A 25216-nucleotide genomic window follows, 5' to 3' on the forward strand; every position below is an offset into this window, starting at 1 on the left:
ATGAGCAGGACAGAGAAGATCCAGCAGTACATCGAGGAACGTTTTCTGGTCGAGTTCGGCGGCGATCTGAACGCCGACACCGATCTCTTCAAGGCCGGGGTCATCGACTCCTTCGGCTACATCCAGCTCATGAACTTCCTGGAGGACGAGTTCGCGTTCCAGATGGACGAGGCCGACATCCTCACCGATGTCTTCGTCTCCCTCTCCTCGATCGACGACTTCGTGGCCCGCAAGCTCGCCGAGCCGAACCCCCGGTAACTCGCCGACCCGACACCCCGTAAGAGGACTGCCATGTGCGGACTTGCCGGTTTCCTTTCCGCTGAACTCCAGGGTGACGCCGTGCCCCGGGTCATCACCTCGATGCTGTCACTCATTCACCACCGCGGCCCGGACGAGGCGGGGTACTACCTCGACGACGGCATCGCGATGGGGGCCGTCCGCCTGTCGATCATCGATATCGCCGCGGGCTCACAGCCGATGGCGGACCGCACCGGGCGGTACTGGATCTGCTTCAACGGCGAGCTGTACAACCACATCGAGCTGCGCGACGAGTTACGCGGGCTCGGCCGGACGTTCCGTACCCACTCCGACACCGAGGTCGTGCTCCAGGCGTGGATCCAGTGGGGGCCCGCCTGCCTCACCCGCTTCAACGGCGCCTTCGGCCTGGCGATCCGGGACGCGGCCACCGGCGAACTCTTCCTCGCCCGCGACCGGTACGGCAAACGCCCGCTCTTCTACGCCGACCGCTCCGACGCGTTCCTCTTCGCCTCCGAGATGAAGGCGTTCCGCGCGTTCCCCGGCTTCCGCTTCGAGCTGGACCCCCGGGAGCTGGCGTCGATCTTCGCCGTCTGGACGCCGCTGCCCGACCGCACCCCGTTCCGCGACATCCGCCAGGTCCCGGTGGGCGGCCTCCTCACCGTGCGCGGGGAGCGGCGCACGCTGAGCACGTACGAACAGCTGCGCGTCGACGCGCCCCCGTTCACCGGAACCGAGGAGGACGCGGCCGCCTTCGTCCGCGAGGAACTGCGCAAGAGCGTCGAGCTGCGGCTGCGCAGCGATGTCGAGGTCGGCGTCTACCTGAGCGGCGGACTCGACTCGTCCATCGTCACCAAGCTCGCCACCGACCTCTCCCGCAACCAGGTGCGCACCTTCTCGGTGGAGTTCGAGGACAAGACCTTCGACGAGTCGGGCAGCCAGCGCAGCGTCGCCGCGCACCTCGGCACGCTCCACTCGTCGCTCGCCATATCGAGCGCCGACATCGCGGAGAACTTCCCCGAGGCGGTCTACCACGCCGAAGTCCCCGCCTTCCGCACCGCGTTCGTGCCGATGTATCTGCTGTCGCGCCATGTGCGGGACAGCGGCATCAAGGTGATCCTGAGCGGTGAGGGGGCCGACGAGGCGTTCCTCGGCTATTCGCTGTTCCGCGAGACCCTGCTGCGTACGTCGTGGAACGAGCTGTCGGACGAGGAGAAGGCGGCCAAGCTCGGCAGCCTCTACCCCGAACTCGGCCATTTCGGGCCCGGTCACCGTAAACATCTGACCGGACTCTTCAGCCAGTTCTCCACCGAACGGCTGCCGGGGCTCTTCTCGCACGAACTCCGCTACCAGAACGGCCGGTTCGCGGCACGGCTGCTGAAAGACCGCGACGAGCCGTTCGGGGACGTCCTCGACCTCGTCCGGACCACCCCCGGCTACGCCGCGCTGTCGCCGACCCAGAAGGCGCAGTGGCTCGAATACAAGACGCTCCTCGCGGGCTATCTGCTGTCCACCCAGGGCGAGCGGATGAGCCTCGCGCACAGCGTGGAGAACCGCTGCCCGTTCCTCGACCCGGCCGTGGTGCGGGCGGCGGCGTCCGTGAACCTCCATTACGACGACGGATTCCAGGAGAAGGCCATCCTCAAGAAGGCGTTCCACGGCGAACTGCCCCAATCCAGCCTCACCCGGCCCAAACAGCCGTATCGCGCACCGGGCGCCGCCGCGTTCAAGGACCGGCGCCCCGACTACATGGAACTGCTGCTCTCGGACACCGAACTCGCCCATCTCGACTGCGTCGACCCGGTCTTCGCGCGCAAGCTCGTCAACAAGGTCATGTCGACTCCCGATCCCGAGATCAGCACCAAAGAGGATCAGGCGTTCGTCTATCTGCTCTCCACCGCCGTCCTCAACCACCAGTACGTGCGGAACCGCGAGGACCGTGTGAGCGCGGAGCCCGAGTCGCGCATGGAGATACGGACCGCTGTCGACCACCGTCTGTCCCGGCTGTCCGTCGGAGGAACGCGATGAATCCCGCCGCCACGCCGGCTCCCGCCACGCCCTCTTCCGCGGCGACTTCTGCCGCTGATGACATCGCCGTGATCGGTCTCGCGCTGCGGCTTCCCGGAGCCGACACCCTCCACGAGCTGTTCGGACATCTGACCGCGGGCCGCTCGCTCATCACCGAAGTGCCGCCCGAGCGGTGGTCGAAGGAGCGCTACTTCGGCGATCCGCGGCGCGGCGCCGAAAAGACCAGCAGCGTCTGGGGCGGCTTCATCGACAACGCCGACTGTTTCGACGCCGCGTTCTTCCGCATCTCCCCGCGCGAGGCGGAGAGCATGGACCCGCAGCAGCGCTTCGCGCTCGAACTCGCCTGGAAGGCCATTGAGGATGCCGGATACCGGGCGAGCGAGTTCGCCGGGACCACGACCGGCGTCTTCATGGGCGTGTGCCACGCCGACTACGCGGAGCTGATGGAGCGCGACCGGGCGAAAACCGATGCCTATTTCCCCACCGGCACCGCCTATTCCATCATCGCCAACCGGGTCTCCTACTTCTTCGACTTCCAGGGCCCGAGCATCACCAACGACACCGCCTGCTCCAGCTCGCTGGTGTCCGTGTACGAGGCGGTGTCCGCCCTCCAGCGCGGCGAATGCGGGCTCGCCCTCGCCGGGGGCGTCAACCTGTGCTGGTCGCCCAAGCACTTCATCGCCTTCAGCCAGGCCGGGATGCTCTCCCGCACCGGCCGCAGCCGCGCCTTCGACCAGGACGCGGACGGCTATGTGCGCGGTGAGGGCGGCGCCGTCCTGCTGCTGAAACCCCTCGCCCGGGCCATCGAGGACCGGGATCCCGTGCACGCCGTCATCAAGGGCATCGCGACCAACCACGGCGGCCGGACCAGTTCCCTCACGGTCACCAACCCCGTCGCCCAGGCCCAGCTCATCGAGGGGCTGTACACCCGCGCCGGAATCCGCCCGGAGACCGTCACCTACATCGAGGCGCACGGGCCGGGCACGCCCGTCGGCGACCCGATCGAGATCATCGCGCTCAAGCGGGCGTTCCAGAACCTCCACGCGGCACAAGGCACCGAGGCGCGCCCGGCGACCTGCGGGGTCGGCTCGGTCAAGACCAACATCGGCCACCTGGAAGGTGCCGCGGGCGTCGCCGGAATGGCCAAGGTGATCGCCTCCCTGGCGGGCCGGACCCTGCCCGCGACCGCCGGTTTCGAGGCCCAGAACAAGCTCATCAAGCTGGACGGAAGCCCCTTCTTCATCGTGCGCGACACCCAGCCGTGGGGCGATCCGGAGCGGCAGGACGGGCCGCTGCGGGCAGGCGTCAGCTCGTTCGGCTTCGGCGGTACGAACGCCCATGTGGTCCTGGAGGAGTACGTACGCGCACGGGACGACGACGAACGCGTCGATGACGTGGCGGGCCCGGAGGTCGTGCCGCTCTCCGCCCGGACGCCCGAGCAGCTGCGTGATGTCGCCCGGGAGCTGCGGGACCATCTGCGCACCCCGCACACCGGTGACGGCGCGGCGCGGCGGCTCGCCGACATCGCGTACACGCTTCAGGTCGGCCGCGAGCCGATGCCCGCGCGTGTCGCGTTCGTCGTCGCGAGCCTGTCCGAACTCGGCGCGTCGCTCGCCTCGTTCGTGGACGGCGCGCTCGCCGAGTCGGCGGTGCACGGGGATGCCCACGACACACCTGGCCTGCTGCGCGCGGCGACCCGCTGGGTCGAGGGCGAGACGGAGACGGTCGACGTGGCCGCGGTGCACGACGGGTACGGGGAGCGGCGGCGCGTACGGCTTCCCACGTACCCCTTCGCGCGGGAGCGCCACTGGTTCCGGGGGCGTGAGGCGTCGGGGGAGGGCGGTGCCGGTGCGCTCCGGCCACCTTCTCCGCTCGTCCAACGGAACACCTCCGATGCGCACGAGCAGCGCTACAGCTCGACGTTCACCGGAGACGAACCCTTCCTCGCCGGACACCAGGTGCGGGGCGCCCGGGTGCTGCCCGCCGCGGCCCATCTGGAGCTGGCCCGAGCGGCGGTGCACGATGCGGCGAGCGCCGGTGCGACCGGCCTGCGGCTGCGCGATGTCACCTTTCTGCGCCCCGTGGTGGCGGACGACGCCTCGCTCGACGTCCACGTGGGTCTCGTCCCCGGGAACGGGCGCGGCTTCGGCTACCAGGTCTACACGGGCGCGTCGGCGCAGGACCCATCGTGCGTGATCCACAGCCGTGGCACCGCCGAGGTGGGCGGGCTCGCCACGCCGGAGCCGGTCGATCTGGCGGCGCGGCGTGCGGCGTGTTCGGTGCGGCGCGCGCCCGACGACGTCTACGCCGCGTTCCATGACCAGGGTCTGGAGTACGGCGCCGCGATGCGCGGACTGGCCGAGATCTCCGTCGGGACGGACGAACTCGTCGCCCGGATCGCCCGACCGGGCCCGGGGGCGGGCGGCGTCCTGCCGCCGAGCGTCCTGGACGCGGCGCTTCAGGGGTCGGTGCTGTTGCTGCACGAGGCGGCCGGCGGTGACGTACGGCCCCAGGGCCCGGCGCTCCCGTTCGCCCTGGAGGCCCTGGAGGTCCACGCCCCCTGCCCGGACGACACCTGGGCCTGGGTCCGCCGCCGCGCGGGTGCCGGTTCCCTGGACACGTTCGACATCGACCTGTGCGACGCGGACGGCGTCGTCGCCGTACGGCTGCGCGGCCTGGTCCAGCGCCGGGCCCCCGCCGCGGCCGGAGCCGATACGCCCGGCAGCGGTGTGGGGCGTGTCGTCACCGCTACCTGCCAGTGGGTGGACGCACCGCTCGGGGCGGCGTCGGGGCCGAGTGAAGGCGGCCCCGCCGTGCATGCCCCGACCGTGCACGGCCCGACCGCGCAGAGCCTGACTGCGCAGGGGCCGACCGTGCACGGCTTCATTGCCGGGGCCGGGGCCGGCCCGGCCGTGGGCGTGGCGGGTGGCTCGCTCACGCGCCTGCCCGACATCACCCGCGACCGCGTCGCCGACGGCATCGACGCCGTGCTGGTCGTCGTCTTCGGCCGCGTTCAAGAACTGATGCGGTCGCGCCCCCGGCACGCGCACCGCGTCATCGTCCTCGTCGACGGCCGCGTACCCCGCCACTTCCACGCCCCGCTCGCCGGTCTCCTCCAAACCGCCGCCACCGAGAACCCCCTCGTCTCCGGGCGTGTCGTGCGTATCGCCGAGCTCGACACCGCCACGCCCGAGCGCCTCGCCGCCATCGTGGCCGCCGAGGCAGCCGACCCCGCGGGCGCCGGCGAGGTCCGGTACGCCCACGACGGCACCCGCCAGGAGTGGCGGCCCGTGGACGTCGACCTGGGCGAGGGACCGCAGGTCCCGCCGCTGAAGGACGGCGGGGTCTACTGGCTGACGGGCGGACTCGGCGGACTGGGACGGCACTTCGCGCGGTACTTCGCCCGCTCCGGCCGGGTCACCGTCGTCCTGAGCGGGCGGTCGGCGGCCGGGGCCGCGAGCGACGCGGCGCTGCGCGAGCTGCGGGCAGCGGGCGTGGACGCGCACTACCGGGCCGTCGACGTCGGCCGCCGGGAGGACGTGGAGCAGGCCGTCCGCGCCATCACCCGCGACCACGGCTCGCTCGACGGGATCGTGCACGCCGCGGGCGTGTTGCGCGACGGCTACCTCCTCACCAAGGACGCGGCCGAGCTGCCCGTCGTGCTGGAGCCGAAGGTGCGCGGCGCGGTGCACCTCGACGCCGCCACGCGTGACCTCGCGCTCGACTTCTTCGCCGTCTTCTCGTCCGTCGCCGGGGTGTACGGCAACGCCGGGCAAGCCGACTACGCGGCGGCGAACGCCTTCCTGGACGCCTTCGCCCACCATCGGCAGGCGCTGGTGGACGTGGGGGAGCGGACCGGGCGGACCGTCGCCGTCAGCTGGCCGCTGTGGGCGGACGGCGGGATGACGGTCGACGCCGTGACCCGCGAGTCGATGCGCAAACAGCGCGGCTGGGAACCACTGCCGACGGAGGACGGACTGCGCGTGTTCGGCCGCGTGCTGGGCGACGCGCCCGGGCATGTCGTCGTCGCGTACGGCTCGGACGCCACGCTCTCGCCCGCGCGGCGCGACGAGCAGCGGCCCGCCGCACCCGCAACGGCTGTCGCACCGGCGGGCGGTGACCTGACGGAGCCGACCGAGGAACTGCTGAAGCGGATCCTCGGCGAGGTGCTGCACCACGATCCCGCCGCGATGGACACCACGGTCAACCTGGTCGAGTACGGCATCGACTCGCTCGCCATCCTGGAGACCACCGCGCGCCTCGAAGAACTCTTCGGCCCGCTACCGAAGACGATCTTCTTCGAGTACGTCACCATCGAAGGCGTCGCGAGCTACTTCCTCGCCTCGCACCGCGCGACGCTGGACGCGATCCTGGGCGGGGAGGCCCAGGCCGAGACCCCCGCCGAGACCCCTGCTGAGGCCGAACCCGTGGCCATGGCCGTGACCGAGGCCCCGGCCCCAGCCCCGGCAGCCCCGGAGCCCCGCCCGCGCCGCGGTGACGACGACTACCACGACATCGCCGTCATCGGCATCTCCGGCACCTACCCCGGCGCCGACACGATGGACGAGCTGTGGTCGCTGCTCGAAGAGGGACGGCACACCTTCGAAGAGGTCCCGCGCGATCGCTGGGACCACGACGCGATCTACAGCCGCGACCGCGCCGTCCTCGGCAAGAGCTCCATCCGCACGGGCACGTTCCTGCGCGGCATCGACGCCTTCGACCCCCGCTACTTCCGCATCTCCAAGCGCGACGCCGAGCACATGTCGCCGGAGGTCCGGCTGTTCCTCCAGACGGGTGTCGAGGCGCTGGAGGACGCGGGGTATTCGCGCGAGACCATCCAGCGGCAGTACGGCGGCGATGTCGGTGTGCTCGTCGGGGCGATGAGCAACCACTACGGCCTCTACGGCTTCCAGAACAGCCTGACCCGGGGCTCCGCGGCGAGCGGCAGCTACACCGGCACGCTCCCCAACATGCTCTCGTACTTCTACGGGCTCACCGGGCCGTCGATCTTCCTGGACACCATGTGCTCGGGGTCCTCGGCCTGCATCCACCAGGCCGTGCAGATGCTGCGCGCCCGCGAGTGCCCGATGGTCGTGGCCGGGGGAGTGAACCTCCTCCTCCACCCCTACAACCTCATCTCCTCCTCGCAGGAGCACTTCACCACCGCGACCTCCGATGTGATCCGCAGCTTCGGGCTCGGCGCGGACGGCACGATCCTGGGCGAGGGCGTGGGCGCCGTCGTCCTCAAGCCGCTGGTCGAGGCCGAGCGCGACGGCGACCATGTGTACGCGGTCATCAAGGGCACCGCGCTCACCAACGCGGGCGTACGCAACGGCTTCACCGTGCCCAGCCCCCACGCGCAGGCGCGGGCGATCGAGAAGGCCATCGACGACGCGGGCGTGGACCCGCGGACGATCAGCTACGTCGAGGGGCACGGCTCGGGTACGTCGCTCGGCGACCCGATCGAGGTCAAGGCGCTCACCGACGCGTTCCGCAAACACACCGAGGACACCCAGTTCTGCGCCCTCGGCTCGGTCAAGTCGAACCTGGGGCATCTGCTGCACGCGGCCGGAATGATCGGCTTCGCGAAGGTGATCCTCCAGTTCCAGAAGGGCAAGCTGGCGCCCTCGCTGCACAGCGACGAACTCAACCCGGACATCGACTTCGGCGGGACGCCCTTCCGCGTTCAGCGCGCACTCGCCCCGTGGGATCCGGTGACGGTCAAGGCGGCCGACGGGCGTGTCGTCACCCATCCCCGGCGGGCCGGAATCACCTCGATCGGCGCGGGCGGGATGAACTCGCACATGATTCTGGAGGAGTACGCGGGACGGCCCGGCGACGCGCACGACGTCCGCGACGGGCGCGACGAGTTGTTCGTCTTCTCGGCGATGACGGATGCCGCGCTGGACACCTCCCTCGCCCGTTTCCGCGCGTATCTGACCGAGGCGGACGAGTCCGACCTGCCGTCGATCGCGTTCACGCTGCGCGTGGGCAAGAACGAACTCCCGCGGCGGTGGGCCTTCTTCGCGTCCGACGCGCGCGGCGCCATCGAGGCCATCGACCGCTACCTTGCGGGCGACCGCGACCTCACCACCGCGCTGAGCAGCGACGATCCACGAGCGGCGGCCGCGCGCGACCTCGGTGCGGTCTGGGCGGGCGGCAAGAGCGTCGATTGGGCGCGGCTCGGCGATCAGCGGCGGCTGCGGCGTGTCTCGCTCCCCGCCTACCCCTTCGACCGCGTGTCGTGCTGGGTGACCCCGGAGCCCGGCGCGCCGAGCGTGCTCGCGCCCCTCGCCCTCCGCGACAAGCTCCACCCGTTCCTGGGCCGCAACGCATCCGATGTCGACGGGCTGCGCTACACCCTCGACGTCCACCTCGACGACCTGCTCGACTACGGATACCAGCGGGGCAGGGAACGGGACATCGTCCCGGCATTCGCCCTGGACGTGGCGCTCGCCGCCGCGCGGATCTCCGGACTCGCCGCCGATGCGGCCGCCGTGCGGGTACGCGACCTCCGTGTCCTGGGGCCCGTCGAGTGGACCGCCACGGAGCGCCTGATCACCACGCTGGACACGACCCGCCCCGAGGCGGCCCGGGGCGCGGTGTTCGCCGAGGACGCGTCGGGGACGCGTACGCGGGTCGTGGAGTTCGACGTCGGCGTGGACGGCACGCCCGGCCCGGCGATGCCCCGCGCATCCCTCCGCTTCGACGCCGTACGCACCCTCGACCAGCCGCAGACGCTCGCCGAACTGGCCGACGGCGGGCTCGACTACGAGCCCATGCTGTGCGGGATCGACAGCGCGCTCCGGCTGCGGGACGGACGGCTGGTGCTCACGCTCACCGCCCCCGAGCTTCAGCGGGATCACACCAAGCCCAACGTCACCCTCGCCCCACATGTCCTCGCGGCCCTCGACCAGGGCGCGCACCTCGCGGCGAAGAGCGCCGGGATGCCGCACTGGGAGCGGCAGACCTGGCGGCACACCGCCGACGTCCGCCTCCACACCGGTGCCCCGGACGTGGCGTACGCCGTGCTCGACCTGGCCGCCGAAGGCGGAGCCCTGGCCGGGAGCATCACGCTGCTGGGGCCCGGCGGCGAGGTCGCGGTGGAGCTGACGGGCGTGCGCTACGGGGACCACGACGCACCCGGGCGGGAGGTGGTGCGTCAGGATGTGCCCCGGCAGGACACACCGCAGCACGAGGCACCCCGGCACGAGACGCCCCGGCACGAGATGCCCCGGGACGAGGCACCCCGGCACGACACACCGCGTGACGGCGGAATCGTCTCCTTCGTCGTGGACGAACTCCGCGGCATCGCCTCGGGCATCCTCAAGTTCGACGCGGACGAGCTGGACGTCCACACGGGCTTCGACGCCTTCGGCTTCGACTCGATCTCGCTGGTCACCTTCTCGAAGCGCATCCACGAGCGGTTCGGCATCGACGTGAGCCCCGCGGTCTTCTTCGACGTCCGCACCTTCGACGCGCTGGGCCGCCACCTCGCCGCGGAGTACGAGGAGCCGGTCCGCGCGGCGCACGAAGCGCGAACGCCGCAGGCGGCACAGGCGCCGCGCCGCGAGGTGGCGAGCGCCGCCGCGCCCGTGGCGAGCCCCGTCCCCGACCGGGGCGTGGACGACACGCCGATGCCCGTCGCCGTCATCGGCGCGGCGGGACGCTTCCCCGGCGCGCCCGACCTCGACACCTACTGGGCGAATCTCCTCCAGGGCAAGGACTCGGTCGCGGAGTTCCCGGTCCACCGCTACGACGCCACCTACGCACGCATCGTGGACGAGGCCGACTTCCCGCGCCACGCGGGCGTCCTCGACGACGTGGACGCGTTCGACGCGGGCTTCTTCCGGATCTATCCGCGCGAGGCCGAGCTGATGGACCCGCAGCACCGGCTGGCCCTCGAAACGGTGTGGAGCGCGCTGGAGGACAGCGCGTACACCCGCGCCGATCTCCCCACCAACACCGGGCTCTTCCTGGGTGTGTCGGGGACGGACTACGCCACGCTGCTCACCACGTACGGCGTGGAGCCGGACGCGTTCACCTCCACCGGCAACGCGCACTCGATGCTCGCCAACCGCGTGTCGTACGTGCTCGACATCCGCGGTCCGAGCCAGCCGGTCGACACCGCCTGCTCCAGCTCCCTCATCGCCGTCCACCGCGCCCTCGACGCCCTGCGCTCCGGCGCGTGCGACGTGGCGATCGCGGGCGGGGTGAACCTGCTGCTCAGCGTCGACACGTTCGTGAGCGCGCAGCGCGCGGGCATGCTCAGCCCGGATGGCCGGTGCAAGACCTTCGCCCGGGACGCGGACGGCTACGTACGCGGCGAGGGCGTCGGCGCCATCGTCCTCAAGCCCCTGGCGGACGCGGAACGGGACGGGGACGCGATCCTCGCGGTGCTGCGCGGCAGCGCCGAGAACCACGGCGGCCGGGCCAACTCGCTCACCGCGCCCAACGCCGACGCCCAGACCGAGCTGGTGACGGCGGCGCTGGGCGACCTCGACCCGGACACCATCGGCTACATCGAGACGCACGGCACGGGGACCGCGCTCGGCGATCCCGTCGAGGTACGGGCGCTCCAGTCCGCGTTCCGGCGGCTGGGCGCCGGGGACACGGCCACCTGTGGTCTCGGCTCGGTGAAGTCGAACATCGGCCATCTGGAGGCCGCCGCGGGCATCGCGGGGCTGCTGAAGGTGATCCTGGCCCTGCGCCACGGGGTGCTTCCGGCAACCCGCCACTGCGCGGAGATCAACCCGTTCATCCAGCTGGACGACGGCCCCTTCCACATCGTGCGCGAGAACGAGCCGTGGCCGCGCCCGCGCGACGGCGGTGGCGGTGGCCGTGGCGCGGTCACGCCGCGCCGCGCGGGCGTCAGCAGCTTCGGCTTCGGCGGCTCCAACTGCCATGTGGTGGTGGAGGAGTACGTGCCCAAGGCCGGCGCACGCGGCGACGGCGGGCCGTCGGAGGGCGCGAGCGTCATCGTTCCGATCTCGGCCCGCACGGACGAACAGCTCCGGCAGGTCGCGCGCCGACTCCTCGCGTACGTCAGCGACCCCGGCCGGTCCGACGCGCTGCCCTCGATCGCCTGGACGCTGCAAACCGGGCGCGAGGCGATGGAGCGGCGCGCCGCCTGGGTGGTGGCCTCGCGGGAGGAACTCGCCGACAGGCTGCGGGCGTTCGTGGAGCGTGGCGAACGCGGCGGCGCGCCGGACGGTGACCTCGGGCGGTTGCTCACCCGCTGGACCGAGGGCGGCACCGTCGAGTGGCGCACGCTGTACGGGGCGGACACCCCGCTCCGGGCCCATCTGCCCACGTACCCCTTCGCCCGCGAGCGCTATTGGATTCCCGGCACCGACACCCCCGCCCGGACCGATACCGATACCGATAGCGACGCCGACGCATCGGCGCAGAGTCTCCTGCCCGTCATCGGGACGACCCTGCTCGTCCCCCGGTGGGCCCCGCAGCCCGCACCGTCGGCGTCGGGCGAGCACACCTCCACCCGCCACCTGGTGATCCTGTGCGGGACGACCGCCACCGCGCGGGCCGCCGTGGAGCGACGTGTCCCGGGAGCCCGCTGCCACACCGTCACCACGGCCAAGCAGCGCCTCGACAGCCGCTTCAGGGACGTCTCACGGCAGGTCTTCGAGGCCGTCCGCGACCTGGCCGCCGAGCCTGCCGAAGGTAGCGGGGCCACCCTCGTGCAGGTGGTGGTCTCGACGGACGGCGACGACGCGACCCAGCTGGCCCTCGCGGGCCTGCTGCGCACGGCGGCGCTCGAAAGCCCCCGGTTCGTGGGCCAGGTGATCGGCCTGGACCGCGCTGCCACGGACGACAACACCGTGGCCACCGTCGTCGCGGACAACGCCAGCGCCACGGACGGCGATGTGATCCGCTACGACGACGGCGTACGCACCGTCCAGACCTGGGACGTCCCGGCCCCGAACACGGCGGCGGGCATCCCGTGGCGCGCGGGCGGCAGGTACCTCATCACGGGCGGCGCGAGCGGCATCGGCGCCATCGTCGCCCGGCACATCGCCCACGGCGTGGAGCGCCCGACCCTCGTCCTGGTCGGCAGGCGGCCGAAGAATGGCCGCATCGACACGCTCCTCGACGAGCTGCGCGCCGCCGGTGCCGTGGCCCGCTACGAGCGCGCCGACATCTCGCGCTGGGAAGAGGTCCGCCACCTGGTCGCACACGTCCGCGAGGAAGTCGGCGAGCTGCACGGCATCGTGCACTCCGCCGGTGTCATCCGTGACGCGACGCTCGCGAAGAAGACGGCGGAGGAGTGGGACGACGTCCTCGCTCCCAAGGCCGACGGCCTCGTCCACCTGGACCGGGCCACCGCGGGCGAACCGCTCGACTTCGTCCTCACCTTCTCCTCCGGCTCCGCCCTCACCGGCAACCCCGGCCAGGCGGACTACGCCACCGCCAACGCCTTCCTGGACGCCTTCGCCACGCTCCGCACCGCCCGCGTGGCCGCCGGGGAGCGCTCCGGGCGCACCCTGTCGATCGCGTGGCCGCTGTGGAAGGACGGCGGGATGGGAGTGGACGAGGCGACGCTCGCGTACCTCTGGCACAGCCGTGGCCTCGTCCCCATGGAGTCGGCCGACGGGCTCGCCGCCCTCGTCCGCGCGTGGCGGCTCGGCGTGGAGCGGGTGTGGGTGCACTACGGCGACCCGGACCAGGCGCTGCACTCGGCAACGTTCAGCGCACCGGCCCGCACACAGGGCGCACCGAACGCCGCCCCCGCCCCGCCGCCATGGTCACGGCCGAGGCGCGCCGCCTCCGAGCGTGCCGGGCGCGAGGCGCTGCACCACCTCCTCGACCTCTTCGCACGCGTCACCAAGGTTCCGCGTGAGGCCGTGGACGCCGATGAGCCGATCGGTGCGACGGGACTCGACTCGATCATGGTCGTGCAGCTCAACAAGGAGCTTGCCGCCCGGTACGGCGATGTCTCGAAGACCCTCTTCTACGAACACCCGACGCTGCGCGCGGTCGCCGGACACCTCGCGACGGAGCACGCGTCACCGGCCCCCGAGGACACCGCCCCCGAGGACACCGCCCCTGTGGACACCGCCCCCGTGGAGACCACCGTGACACCCGACACCGCACCGCAACCCCCGGCCCCGTCGCCCTCGCCCGGGGCGCGGGAGCCCATCGCCATCATCGGCATGAGCGGCCGCTACCCGCAGGCCGAGAACATCACCGCCTTCTGGGAGAACCTGAAGGCGGGCCGCGACTGCGTCGGCGAGATCCCGGCCGACCGCTGGCCGCTGGACGGCTTCTACGAGCCGGACCGCGCGACGGCGGTCGCCACCGGCCGCAGCTACAGCAAGTGGGGCGGTTTCCTGGAGGACTTCGCGGCGTTCGACCCGCTCCTCTTCCAGATCGCGCCGCGCGACGCGTACGCCATGGACCCGCAGGAGCGCCTGTTCCTCCAGGCGTCGTGGGAAGTGCTGGAGGACGCCGGGTACGCACGCGAGGAGCTGGCGCGCCGCCACCAGCGCCGGGTCGGTGTGTTCGCGGGCGTCACCAAGACCGGCCACGCACGCCACGGCGTGCGACGGCTGCCGTCGGGGGAGACGACGACCCCGGTGGTCTCCTTCGCCTCGCTCAGCGCCCGTACCTCGTACGTCCTCGATCTGCGCGGGCCGAGTCTGACGCTCGACACGATGTGCTCGGCGTCGCTCACCGCCATCCACGAGGCGTGTGAACATCTGCACCAGGGCGCGTGCGAGCTGGCCATCGCCGGTGGCGTCAACCTCTATCTGCATCCGCAGGACTACATCGAACTGTGCGGCTCCACCATGCTGTCGTCCGACGCGCAGTGCCGGAGCTTCGGCAGCGGTGGCGACGGCTTCGTACCCGGTGAGGGCGTCGGCTGTGTCCTGCTGAAGCCGCTCTCGCGCGCCCTCGCCGACGGCGATCGCGTGCTCGCGGTGATCCGCGGGACGAGCATCAACCACGGTGGCCGTTCCAACGGCTACACCGTGCCGAACCCCGGCGCCCAGGCCGAGCTGATCCGGGACGCGATGACCCGCGCCGGGGTGTCCGCCCGCGAGGTGGGCTACGTCGAGGCGCACGGCACCGGTACGGAGCTGGGCGACCCGATCGAGGTGAAGGGGCTGACGCTCGCCTTCGCACAGGACACGGGGGACACGCAGTACTGCGCACTCGGCTCCGTGAAGTCGGTGATCGGCCACTTGGAGGCCGCGGCGGGCATCGCCGGGCTGACGAAGGCCGTACTCCAGCTGCGCCACGGACAGCTCGTGCCGAGCCTCCACGCCGAGGAGCCGAACCCCAACATCGCCTTCGAACGGACCCCGTTCTTCGTCCAGCGCGAGCTGACCGCGTGGGAGCCGGACGGTCCCCGCATCGCGTCCGTCTCGTCGTTCGGCGCGGGCGGATCCAACGCGCATGTGATTCTGGAGGAGTACGCCACCGAGCAGCCACCTCCCCCGGGCGCGGCCGAGGGGGGCGCCGAGCAGATCGTCGTCCTCTCGGCCCGTACGCCGGAGCAGCTGCACACCTCGGCCGCACGCCTCGCCGCGTTCCTCGACACCCAGGACGTCCGGCTGGCCGATCTCGCCTTCACCCTCCAGGTCGGGCGCGAGGCCATGAAGGAACGGCTCGCGGTGGTCGCGGCGTCGGTGCCCGAACTGCGCGACGCGCTGCGTGCGTACGTGGACGGTTACGTGGAAGGCGGTGGTGAGGCCGACGGCGTGTCGGGCGTGTACCGGGCCACCGCGGGCCGTGCGCACGGCGCCCTCGCCGAGATCGCCGCCGACGACGACCTCCGGGAACTCCTGGTCCAGCGCTGGGCCCGGGCCGGGAAGGCGGCCAAGCTCGCGGCCCTGTGGGTCGAGGGCGTGGAGCCCGACTGGCATGCGCTGCACGCCCCGGCGGCGCCGCGGCGGATCGCGCTGCCCACGTATCCGTTCGCCAAGGACCGGTACTGGGTCGGGGACCTCGATCCGGTGGCGGACACGGCACCCGTGGCCGTACGCCAGGCCGTACGACCCGCCGTGGCCGAGCAACCCGTCGAACCAGCCAGGCAGGAGGAGCCGCTCGAAGCGCAGGTGGCCCGCGTGGTGCGGGACAAGCTCGCCAGGGCGCTCGCGCTGCGGGAGAGCGAGGTCGAGGGCGGCCACGCCTTCGCCGACTACGGACTCGACTCCATCCTCGGCGTCCGCCTCGTCCACGAACTCAACGAAACTCTCGCGCTCGACCTCCCGACGAGCGTCATCTACGACCACAGCACGGCGGACCGCCTCACCGCCCACATCCTGGGCGCCCACCGTCCCGTCGTCGCCCGCACCGAGCCCCGACCGGCCCCAAGTGGCGCCGCGCCCGCGACGCCACGGCCGCCGATCGCCATCGTCGGTATCAGCGGCCGGTTCGCCGGATCCGACTCCCCGGACGGGCTGTGGGAACACCTCGCGGCGGGCCATGACCTCGTCGGCGAGGCCACCCGCTGGGATCTGAAGAGCACGGACACCGGCGCGGCGAAGCGCTGCACACGCGGCGGATTCCTCGACCACATCGACGCGTTCGACCCGCTGTTCTTCAACATCTCCGGCGTCGAGGCCGCCATCATGGACCCGCAGCAGCGGCTGCTGCTCGAAGAGTCCTGGAAGGCCCTGGAGGACGCCGGATACGCGGGCCAGAGGATGAGCGACGTCCGCTGCGGCGTCTACGTCGGCTGCTGGGACGGCGACTACCAGGAACTACTGGGCGAGGACGCGCCGGCCCAGGCGTTCTGGGGCAACACGGCCTCGTTCATACCCAGCCGTATCTCCTACTTCCTCAACCTCAAGGGCCCCGCCATCGCGGTGGACACCTCCTGCTCCAGCTCCCTCGTCGCCATCGACCTGGCCTGCAAGGACCTGGCGTCGGGCGAGACCACGATGGCGCTCGCGGGCGGTGTGTACGTCCAGTCGACACCGAGGCTGTACGACCTGGCCGGGCGCGCCGGGATGCTCTCACCGACCGGCCGCTGCCACACCTTCGACCACCGCGCCGACGGTTTCGTACCGGGCGAGGCGGTCGGCGCGCTGGTGCTCAAGCGGCTGGACGACGCCCTCGCCGACGGGGACCACGTATACGGCGTGATCCGCGCGTCGGGCGTCAACCACGACGGCGCGACCAACGGCATCACCGCGCCCAGCTCCGCGTCCCAGGAGAGCCTGCTGCGCGAGGTGTACGACGCGTACGGCATCGACGTGGAGCACATCCAGCTCGTCGAGGCGCACGGTACGGGCACCAAGCTGGGCGATCCGATCGAGTTCCAGGCGCTCACCCGGGCGTTCCGCAAGGACACCGACAAGTCGGGTTACTGCGCCCTGGGTTCGGTGAAGACGAACCTCGGCCACACCCAGCACGCGGCGGGTGTCGCGGGTGTCGTCAAGGTGCTGCTGGCGCTGAAGCACCGCCAGATCCCCGCCTCCCTGCACTTCGAGACCGCGAACGAAGCGGTGGCGCTCGACGGCAGCCCGTTCTACGTGAGCACCCGCACCCACCGCTGGGACACGGCCCCGGGCGTGCCGCGGCGCGCCGTGGTCAGCTCGTTCGGCGCGAGCGGCACCAACGCACACCTCGTCATCGACGAAGGGCCCGCCCCCGCGCGCGCCGCGGCGCCGCGGCCCGCGTACCTCGTCGTCCTCTCGGCACACTCGCGCGACCAGCTCGCCCAGCAGCTGACCCGCCTGGCCGCCCACGTCCGCCGCGAACCCGCGCTCGACTGCGGCGACATCGCGCACACGCTCATCGCCGGGCGCGAACACTTCGCGCACCGCTTCGCCTGCGTCGTCCGCGACCGCGAGGAGCTGGTCCGGGTCCTGGACGAAGGGCTGGGCGGGGCGCGCGCGTTCACCGGGGAGGTGGTGGCGCCGGGCGGAAAGCAGGACGGCACGGACGGCACCCGGCTCGGCGAGGAGAGCCTGCGGCGCTGCTCCGGCGGTACGGCGCACACCGACGCACCGCTCGCCTACCGCACGGATCTCGAACTGCTCGCCGAGCTGTTCGTCCAGGGCATGGCGCTCGACTACGCCGCGGTGTTCCCCGAGACCGCGCGGCGCCGGGTGCCGCTGCCGACGTACCCGTTCGCCCGCGAGCGCCACTGGCCGACGACGGCTGAGGTGGCGGCGACACCCCCCGCCCCAGAAGCCCCCGCCGTACGCCACCCGATGGTCCCCCGGCCCGCGCCCGAGGCGGACGGCGGCCACCGTGCCACGGCCACGCTGACCGGTGACGAGTCCTATCTGCGCGACCACACGGTCCACGGCCGCCGGATCCTGCCCGGGGTGGCCCACCTCGAAATGGCGCGGGAGACCGCCGTCCACGCGCTCGGCGCCGACGCCACCACCCCGCTGCGGATGCGCAACGTCACCTGGGTGCAGGCGCTCGCCGTCGAGGGCGCGCCCGTGAACGTCGAGGTCCGGGTGAAGCCGGTCCAGGACGGCGGTGTCTCCTTCGAAGTCGCCTCCCGGACCGCCGAGTCGTCCGTCCACAGCGAAGGCCGAATCGCACGCTCGGACACCCCGCGCCCGGCGCCCCTCGACCTCGCGTCCCTGCGCGCGAAGTGCCCGACCACGGTGTCCGCGGCCCGTGTCGCCGGTGCGCTGCGGACCATGGGCATCGTCCACGGCGCGTCGTTGCGCGCCATCGAGGAGGCGTACGTCGGCCCCGGCGTCGTCGTCGCCCGGCTCGCCCTCCCCGACGCGGCCGACAGCTCGGACGGGCCGGACGGGCCGTACGTCCTGCACCCGGCCATGATGGACTCGGCCATCCAGGCGTCGATGGCGCTGCATCTGGCAGAAGGGGAGGGGCCCCGGGACACCGCGATCCCCTTCGCGCTCGACCGGCTCGAACTCTTCGCCCCGTGCACCTCGGCGATGTGGGCCGTCGTCCGCGTCGCGGACAGCGCGCAGCCGGTCACGGCCCTCAGCAGGCTCGACATCGACCTCGTGGACGACACCGGCGCGGTGTGCGTGGCCATGACCGGCTACACCTCGCGCCGCGTGGCCGAGCCGGTGCCATCGCTGTACGCGCCCGTGTGGGAGCCGCTCGCGCCCGACGCGTTCGGCGCGCCCGTACCGTCCGCCGCGGACCGCGTCCTGGTCGTCGGCGGCACCGCAGAACAGCAGGCGGCGATCACCGCGCAGTGCCCGTACACCACCGTGTGGAGCCTCGCGCCGGACGCGTCGATCGACGAGGTCACCGACGCGCTGCAAGCCGTCGGTCCGCTCGGCCACCTGGTGTGGATCGCGCCCGACACCGGGCTCGAAGTCACCGACGCGACCCGTCTCATCGCCGCCCAACAGGACGGTGTCCTCGCGGCCTTCCGCATGGTCAAGGCGCTGCTGCGGACCCGGCACGACGCCCGGCCGCTGGGCCTGACCCTGGTCACCCGGCGCGCCGTCCCGGCCCATGCCACCGATGAGGTCCGGCCCGTCCACGCCGGACTGCACGGCCTCTTCGGATCGCTCGGCCAGGAGTACCCGAACTGGACCGTCCGCCGGCTCGACCTGGACGGCGACACCGCATGGCCCGCGGATCTCACCGCACTGCCCGCGCATTCCCACGGCGACACCTGGGTGCGCCGCGCGGGCCAGTGGCTCGGCCGCCGACTCGCTGCGTGCGACGCGGCGGCCTCCGCCACCGGGCAGCGCTACCGCGAGGGCGGCGTCTACGTGGTGCTCGGCGGCGCGGGCGGTCTGGGAGCGGCCTGGACCGAGCACGTGGTCGAGCGGTACGGCGCGCGGGTCGTGTGGATCGGACGCCGTGAGCGCGACGCGGAGATCGACGCCAAGCTGCGCGCCATCCACGGCCGCGGCGAGGTGACCTACCTCGCCGCCGACGCCACGGACCCCGCGGCCCTGGCCCGCGCCCACGCCGAGGTCATCGAGCGGTACGGGCGAATCAACGGCGTCATACAGGCGGCCCTGGTGCTCCGCGACCAGAGCCTCGCCAACATGGACGAGGACACGTTCCGCGCGAGCCTGGCGGCCAAGGTCGACGCGAGCGCGGCCATGGCGGCGGTGTTCGCCGACGACGACCTCGACTTCGCCCTCTTCTTCTCCTCGATCCAGTCGTTCACGACCGCGGCCGGGCAGAGCAACTACGCCTCCGGCTGCACCTTCGCCGACGCCTACGCGCACGCCCTGTCCGGGCAGTGGCCGGGCCCGGTGAAGGTGATGAACTGGGGCTGGTGGGGCAGCATCGGCAGCGTCGCCTCCGACTTCCACCGCGAGCGCATGGCCCGCTGGGGGCTGCTGTCCATCGAACCGCCGGAGGGAATGGCCGCGCTCGACACCCTGCTCGGCGGCCCGCAGCAGCAGCTCAGCTACGTCAAGCTCACCGAACCGGGCGGGCTCCGGCCGATCGACCCGGCCACCCGCCTCACCGTCTACGAACGCGACCCGGCCGCCCGCATCCCCGCCGACGCCCTGATGGCCCGCTCCGGCCTCGCCGACAGCCAGGAGATCCTGCGGACCGTGGCCGACTGGCGCGCCGAGCGCGACGCCCTGCTCGGCCGCATGACCCGCGGCCACCTGGCGGCCATGGGCGTCGTACGGGACGGCGAGACGTACGACACCACCTCCGGTCCCGGTGCCGACCTCACCGCGCTCCGCGCACGCGGCGGCATCCTCGACCGCTACACCACCTGGCTGGAGCACGCGCTGCGGACGATGCCCGCCACGGCCCCGCCGCTCGACGCCCTGAACCAGGAGTGGAAGGAGCGCTGCGCCGAGTGGTCCGCCGACCCCGACAAGCGGGCCGAACTGCGGCTCGTCGACGCCACGCTCACCGCCCTGCCCGACATCCTGACCGGCCGCACCCGGCCGACCGACATCATGTTCCCGCGCGGCTCCCTCGAACTCGTCGAGGGCTGCTACAAGAACAACCGCGTGGCGGACACCTTCAACCGCGCCATGGCGGACGCCGCCGTCGGCGTGGTGTCCGAGCGGCTGCGGCGCGACCCCGACGCGCGGCTGCGCATCCTGGAGATCGGCGCGGGCACCGGCGGCACGAGCGTGGGACTGTTCGCGGCGCTGCGCCCCTACCAGAACCACATCGAGGAGTACCTGTACACCGACCTGTCGAAGGCGTTCCTGAACCACGCCCAGAGCGAGTACGGGCCCGACGTCCCGTACCTGGAGACCGCGCGCCTCGACGCCGAACAGCCGCTCGCCGGGCAGGGCATCGAGGTCGGCGGCTACGACCTCGTCGTCGCCGCCAACGTCCTGCACGCCACGCGGGACACCCGCACCACCCTCCGCAACGCCAAGTCGGCGCTGCGGGACGGCGGTTGGCTGCTGCTCAACGAGCTGTGCTCGTTCGACGTGTTCAGCCACCTCACCTTCGGGCTGCTGGAGGGCTGGTGGCTGTTCGAGGACGCGTCGCTGCGCATCCCCGGCTCGCCCGCGCTGTCGCCCGAGAGCTGGCGGGACGTCCTCCACGGTGAGGGCTTCCCGTCGGTGGTCCTCGTCCTGCCGCAGGCCCGGGCGCTCGGACAGCAGATCATCGCGGCCGAGAGCGACGGCATCGCCCGCAGGCCGGTGCCCGTGGCCGACGCCCGCCCCGCCCCCGTACCCCACGAGCCCGTACTCCACCAGCCCGTGGCCGACGAGCCCACGCCGCGTGAAGAGCCCGAGCCCGCCGGCCCCTCCGACGAGGCCCGCGCCGAGACGATGGTGGCGTACCTGAAGGAGAAGGCCGCGGCCACGCTGAAGATCCCGGCGGAGAAGATCGATCCGTCGGTGTCGCTCATCCACTACGGCATGGACTCGATCCTCGTCCTGCAACTCGCCAACGCGCTGCGCGAGGACTTCGACGACGTCTCGCCCACCCTCCTCTTCGACGCCGAATCGGTCGACGAGCTGTCCGCCCACTTCCTCGACACCTACCGCGACCGCGTCGACGCCCTCGTGCTCCGACGCCACCAGGAGGCGTGATGGCGCTGCCGACGACGGACCCCGCACCCGCCAGGATCGTGGTGGGCATCACCGGCGCCACCGGGGCCGTGCTGGGGGTGCGGCTGCTGGAGCGGCTGCGCGAGCACGGCGGGGTGGAAACCCATCTGGTGATCAGCCGCTGGGCGCGCTCCACCATCGAGTACGAGACCTCGATGAGCGTCCGCGAGGTGGCCGCGCTCGCTGACGTCACCCACAACCCGGAGGACCAGGGCGCGGCCATCTCCTCGGGCTCCTTCCGCACGGACGGCATGGTGATCGTCCCGTGCAGCATGAAGACCCTCGCGGCGATCCGCATGGGCTTCGCCGACGGACTGGTGGCCCGCGCCGCCGACGTCACCCTGAAGGAGCGCCGCAAGCTGGTGCTGGTGCCCAGGGAAACCCCGCTGAGCGACATCCACCTGGAGAACATGCTCGCGCTGTCCCGCATGGGCTCGGTGATCCTGCCCCCGATGCCCGCCTTCTACCAGCACCCGGAGACGGCCGACGACATCGTCGACCACACCGTGACCCGCGTGCTCGACCAGTTCGGCATCGACACGCCCAAGGCCGTCCGCTGGAACGGGATGCGCGACGCCCGGCAACACGCCCGACCACGACCCCGAACCCGAGGCGAGGACGAAACCCCATGAATCACCTGTCCAGTCTGCGCGACTACCTGGACGCCCTGGCCAAGCTCGACGATCTGCGGGTCATCGACGACGAGGTGGACGCCGAGCTGGAGATCGGCGCGATCGCCCGCTACGCCACCGAGCACCGCGCCCCGGCGCATCTGCTGTCCCGCATCCGGGGCTTCACGCCCGGCTTCCGGGTCCTCACGGCGCCCGCCGCGTACAGCAGCGTCCCCGACACCCCGTACGCGAGGGTCGCGCTCTCCCTCGGGCTCGACCCGGACACCCGGCCGCTGCGCCTGCTGGACGGGCTGGTCGCCGCCCAGGCGGCCGCCCCCGTCCCGCCCGTCACGGTGGCGTCGGGCCCCTGCCAGGAGAACGTCCTGCTCGGCGCGGACGCCGACCTGACCCGCTTCCCGTTCCCGCTGCTGCACCACGGCGACGGCGGACGGTACGTGAACACCATCGGCACCTTCGTGCTGCGCAGCCCCGACCGCCGCTGGACCAACTGGGGCCTCGCGCGGGCCATGCTGCACGACTCCCACCGCATGGCCACCTTCACCGGCTCGCCGCAGCACATCGGCGTCATCGACGACATGTGGCGCGAACGCGGCGAGCGCACCCCCTTCGCGCTGGTCCTCGGCGCCGAACCCGCCGTCCCGTTCGTGTCCACGATGTCGCTGCCGGAGGAGGTGGACGAGGCCGCCTACCTCGGCGCCTACTACGGCCGCCCGGTGGAGCTGGTCCGCTGCCGGACCGTCGACCTGGAGGTGCCCGCCACCGCCGAGATCGTCATCGAGGGGTACATCAACCACGACGAGCTGATACCGGAAGGCCCGATGGGCGAGTTCGCGGGCTACATCCCCGACTGGCAGGTGGAGCTGCCCGCGTACACCGTCACCGCCATCACCCACCGCGACGATCCGATCATGCCGGTGGTGTGCGCGGGCAAGCCGGTCGACGAGGACCACACCCTCGTCGGGCTGACCCACTCCGCCCGCTGGACCCACTATCTGCGCGAGGCCGGTCTGCCGGTCGCCGCGTCCTGGATGATCCCGGAGACCGCCGTCCACGTGCTGGCCGTCACCGTCGACCGCGACTGGCGCGAGCGCACCGGCTTCACCTCCTCCGAGCAGCTGTGCCGGGCCATCGGCGAGGCGTGCGACGCCTTTCCGCACGGCGGCTGGTGGGTCACCCGGATCATGGTCCTCGACCACGACATCGACCCCACCGACCTGCGCGACGTCCTGTGGGGCTTCGCCACCCGCTCGCACCCCACCACCGGCATCCACGTCCTGCCCGACACCGCCATCATGCATCTGATGGTGTGCTACACCGACGAGGAACGGGACACCGGGCGCGGCCCGACCGTCCTGTTCGACTGCCTCCGCGAGGACGAGCTGAACATCGCCTCCTTCGCCGAGAACTACCCGCAGGCGGTACAGCAGCGCACCCGCCAACTCCTGGCGAGCGCCCGGCCGGTCACGTGGTGATCTCCGCGTCACGCGCCAGGAGGGCGGCTTGGACGCGGTTGGCGACTTCGAGCGCGGCCAGGATGCGGCTGACGTGGGCCTTGACGGTGCTTTCCCGCATGGCGAGGTGGGTCGCTATCTCCGCGTTGGTGTCGCCCCGGGCGAGCAGGGTCAGCACATCCCGTTCCCGGGGAGTGAGCCGGTCCATCCGGGCCCGGGCCGCGGTGGCCTTTGGCCGGGTGGTGGCGTGGTAGCGGTCGATGAGGCGGCGGGCCGCGGTGGGGTGGAGCATGGCGGAACCGGCGGCCACCAGGTGGACGGCGCGCAGGATTTCGGCCGGGTCGGTGTCCTTGAGCAGGAATCCGTCGGCTCCGGCGGCGAGGGCGTTGTAGACGTATTCGTCGAGGTCGAAGGTGGTCAATGTGATCACCTTCGGGGGGTGGGGGAGAGCCCTCAGCCGGGCCGTGGCGGTGATGCCGTCCATGCGGGGCATGCGCACATCGACGAGGGCGACATCGACGCGGTGTGCGGTGGCGTGCTCGATGGCCTGGAGTCCGTCGGCGGCCTGAGCGACGACCTCGATGCCCTGGTCGCCTTCGAGGAGGTCGGCCAGGCCGAGGCGGACCAGGGCGTCATCGTCGACGATCATGACGCGGATCATGTGCGGTCCCCGTTCTGCTCGGTGCCGTTCTCTTCAGCGTTGTTCTCTTCGGTGTCGTTCTGTTCGGTGCCGACCGGGTGCGAGATGCGGGCGGCCAGCCGCCAGGCCCCCGCGTCGGCGGGTCCGGCCTCCAGATGGCCGCCGAGAGCGGTGACGCGTTCACGGAGTCCGACGAGCCCGTAGCCGCCGCCGACGGTGTCCGTGCGCGCGTTGCCGGGGGAGTTGGCGACCTCGACCCGTGTGGCGGGCGGCCGGTAGTCGACTCGTACCGTCACCTCGGCGCCGTCGGCGTGCTTGCGGGCGTTGGTCAGCGCCTCCTGGACGATGCGGTACACGGCCAGACGGTGGGTGGTGGGAGCCCGCTCGGGCAGGCCGTCGGTCGTCAGCCCGATGCGCTGTCCGGCGGCGCGGGCCTCGTCGACCAGCTCCCGCACGTCTCTCAGAACGGGTGCGCGTGCGGGGCTCGTCGGCGTGGCGTCGGGGTCGCGCAGGGCACCGAGCACATCGCGCAGATCGGCCAGGGCCTCCGTGGATGTCGTGCGCAGCAGGCCCAGGCGCATCGCCACCGGCGCGGGCAGTGTGTCGCTCCTGGTGGCCAGGACGCCGGTGTGCAGGGCGATCAGGCTCAGGCGGTGGGCCAGCACGTCGTGCATCTCCGCGGCGATGCGGGACCGTTCCGCGGCACGGGCCGCTTCTTCGCGCAAGCGCGATTCGACCCGCAGGTGCTCGACCCGGGTGGCCAGCGCGGCGACCAGCCGCCGCCGGTTGCCCAGCCACAGGCCGCCGACCACGACCAGCAGCAGGAACACGACGGATCCGTACTGCTGTGGCGTCCACAGCGAGGTCGCCGGCCGAGTGAGCAGGTTGCCGACCAGCGCGGTCGCGATGCAGGCCACCGCCACCCGTGCGCGGCGGTGCGCGGCCAGGTCGAACAGGGCGACCAGCAGCAGCGGCAGTACGGGCCATCCCCACCACGACGTCGCCGCGGTGACCAGGAGCGGGGCGATGTACCAGGGAAGCCGACGCACGAGCAGGGCCACCCCGCACAGCAGGGCGGCCATGGGCGCGGGAGCGAGGTAGCGGTCATCGCTGACCGACGCACCGTTCTGCACGGCGATCGAGCCCAGCAACACCACCAGCCCGGCCCGCCCGTACGCGGCCCGCCCAGGGAGCGTCTCTCTCCAGTTCATCCGGGCAATCCTAGGCAGACCCCGC

General features: G+C 72.2%; 7 protein-coding genes. 5 read left to right on the forward strand and 2 right to left on the reverse strand.

Going from position 1 to position 25216, the window contains the following annotated elements:
* From HYQ63_RS33915 to HYQ63_RS33930, 5 genes are all read left to right on the forward strand, one after another.
* On the forward strand, positions 1-258 hold the full coding sequence (locus HYQ63_RS33915; RefSeq protein WP_179937584.1) for an acyl carrier protein: 258 nt from the start codon (positions 1-3) through the stop codon (positions 256-258).
* A gap of 81 nt (positions 259-339) precedes the next feature.
* Positions 340-2283 carry an asparagine synthase (glutamine-hydrolyzing) gene (gene asnB, locus HYQ63_RS45060; protein WP_257232312.1) on the forward strand — a complete coding sequence of 648 codons (1944 nt, stop codon included), beginning with the start codon at positions 340-342 and terminating at the stop codon, positions 2281-2283.
* A gap of 68 nt (positions 2284-2351) precedes the next feature.
* Positions 2352-21239: an SDR family NAD(P)-dependent oxidoreductase gene (locus HYQ63_RS33920; RefSeq protein ID WP_257232313.1), complete on the forward strand. Its 18888-nt coding sequence runs from the start codon at positions 2352-2354 to the stop codon at positions 21237-21239.
* Entirely contained in the window at positions 21239-21889 is a 651-nt protein-coding gene (locus tag HYQ63_RS33925) for a non-oxidative hydroxyarylic acid decarboxylases subunit B (protein ID WP_179937586.1), read from the forward strand. Before HYQ63_RS33920 ends, HYQ63_RS33925 begins: the two co-directional genes overlap by 1 nt.
* The gene (locus HYQ63_RS33930) at positions 21886-23361 is read left to right on the forward strand and encodes a UbiD family decarboxylase (protein WP_179937587.1); all 1476 of its coding nucleotides are present in this window, start codon (positions 21886-21888) and stop codon (positions 23359-23361) included. The genes HYQ63_RS33925 and HYQ63_RS33930 overlap by 4 nt, the downstream gene beginning before the upstream one ends.
* Here the strand turns inward: HYQ63_RS33930 and HYQ63_RS33935 are convergent.
* A complete protein-coding gene (locus HYQ63_RS33935) occupies positions 23351-24001 on the reverse strand; it encodes a response regulator transcription factor (protein WP_179937588.1) in 651 nt (216 codons plus the stop codon). The genes HYQ63_RS33930 and HYQ63_RS33935 overlap by 11 nt on opposite strands.
* Complete coding sequence (locus HYQ63_RS33940; protein WP_179937589.1) at positions 23998-25191, reverse strand: sensor histidine kinase; 1194 nt, start codon at positions 25189-25191, stop codon at positions 23998-24000. Before HYQ63_RS33940 ends, HYQ63_RS33935 begins: the two co-directional genes overlap by 4 nt.
* Positions 25192-25216: the final 25 nt, after the last annotated feature.

The sequence above is a fragment of the Streptomyces sp. Rer75 genome (genome assembly GCF_013414305.1).
GTDB lineage: Bacteria > Actinomycetota > Actinomycetes > Streptomycetales > Streptomycetaceae > Streptomyces > Streptomyces himastatinicus.

Excerpts from the sequence above, each read along its gene's own strand:
- HYQ63_RS33940 (WP_179937589.1), bottom strand. The coding sequence starts at position 25,191 with ATGAACTGGAGAGAGACGCTCCCTGGGCGGGCCGCGTACGGGCGGGCC.
- HYQ63_RS33915 (WP_179937584.1), top strand. The coding sequence starts at position 1 with ATGAGCAGGACAGAGAAGATCCAGCAGTACATCGAGGAACGTTTTCTG.
- HYQ63_RS33925 (WP_179937586.1), top strand. The coding sequence starts at position 21,239 with ATGGCGCTGCCGACGACGGACCCCGCACCCGCCAGGATCGTGGTGGGC.
- HYQ63_RS33930 (WP_179937587.1), top strand. The coding sequence starts at position 21,886 with ATGAATCACCTGTCCAGTCTGCGCGACTACCTGGACGCCCTGGCCAAG.
- HYQ63_RS33935 (WP_179937588.1), bottom strand. The coding sequence starts at position 24,001 with ATGATCCGCGTCATGATCGTCGACGATGACGCCCTGGTCCGCCTCGGC.